1 protein-coding gene is annotated in these 1221 nt (G+C 33.7%); it reads right to left on the reverse strand.

Going from position 1 to position 1221, the window contains the following annotated elements:
• Window positions 1-263: 263 nt before the first annotated feature.
• A partial coding sequence (locus J3U42_RS12240; protein WP_267336609.1) for a hypothetical protein occupies window positions 264-1221 on the reverse strand: 958 nt, incomplete at its 5' end.

Below are 1221 nucleotides of genomic sequence, written 5' to 3' on the forward strand. Positions count from 1 at the left end.
TTTCAGATTTATTCGACTTGGTGTTGGTGCTGCAATTGCTGAGTAATAACAATGCGATAAAACTCATCAGTAATAAATATAACTGTTTTTTCATTTTATTTCCTATGCACTTTTTATAAGACAACGTCAGGCTACTGGTTGTCTGGTTCACTGTTTTAGCACACTTTGTGTGCCTTCCTATTACATTTATTGTTATTGTAATTCTTTCAAATACCAATGTACTTTGGTCAAATCTTGACTGAATAATATCTTGAAAGTACCATTTAATGGCGATTATCACATTTCAATGCTATTCCGTCCCTGTAAGGCACAATAAAATCGAGACCTTCACAGCTAAATGAAAACCATTCAAAACCAAATACCACTGGGGGTAAATCTTTGAATAATTGTCCTGCCCATTGGAATTTTTGATTTTCATAATCATGGTAATTGTTTAACCCAACTAATGAGGTACCTTCCGATTGATACATGCGCCTTTTAAAAAGAGTTTTACCTTCTTTATCTACAACTAGAAGTTCTCTTTCAAAAATTTTATAAATATCCAGTAGTTGTGGATGTTGTTCATCTACATAATCCTGAACATAAAAAGTCATATTATTCGCATTGGCCATGTAACTTTTTAGATACTTTGGGACATTTCCATAATTTCTATTTGATAATTTATCTGGTCCTGTATCCGGATAATTTGCATTTGGAATTGACCGCCAATCAAGTGGTGTAAGTTGTTTTTGTGCAAAAGGATTATCTTTTGTTATAGAAACCAATAAATCATAGCTTGAATCAATCCTTGGCAATAAATCTTGCGGTAATTCGAATCCAATTCGATAATCTCTCGTATTATAAGGAGGGGAACTATAAACATCTAATATCGCCGTTGCTTCCAAAGATGAAATTGGATAGGAGTATAGTTGATTGTCTGTGTAATCATAAATCCAGAAATACGCATCTTCTCCAATCCCTGCCATTTTCATAAACAATTTACGTTCTTTGTCGGTTAATGTATATTTTTTTTGAGTTAGATTGGCTGGCAGTATTTCTTTGTCAGCATCGAGCGGTAAAGTTTCTGATAACGATACGTGAAAAAATACCCTACCAGGGTCGATATCTTCGATTATCAGCATATGATATATATCGACATCTTTTATGACCTTTAAATTCGATCCGGAAGTTTCAGATTTATTCGACTTGGTGTTGGTGCTGCAATTGCTGAGTAATAACAAT

The organism is Gilliamella sp. B2923, from assembly GCF_026536565.1.
In the GTDB taxonomy this organism is placed as follows: Bacteria; Pseudomonadota; Gammaproteobacteria; order Enterobacterales; family Orbaceae; genus Gilliamella.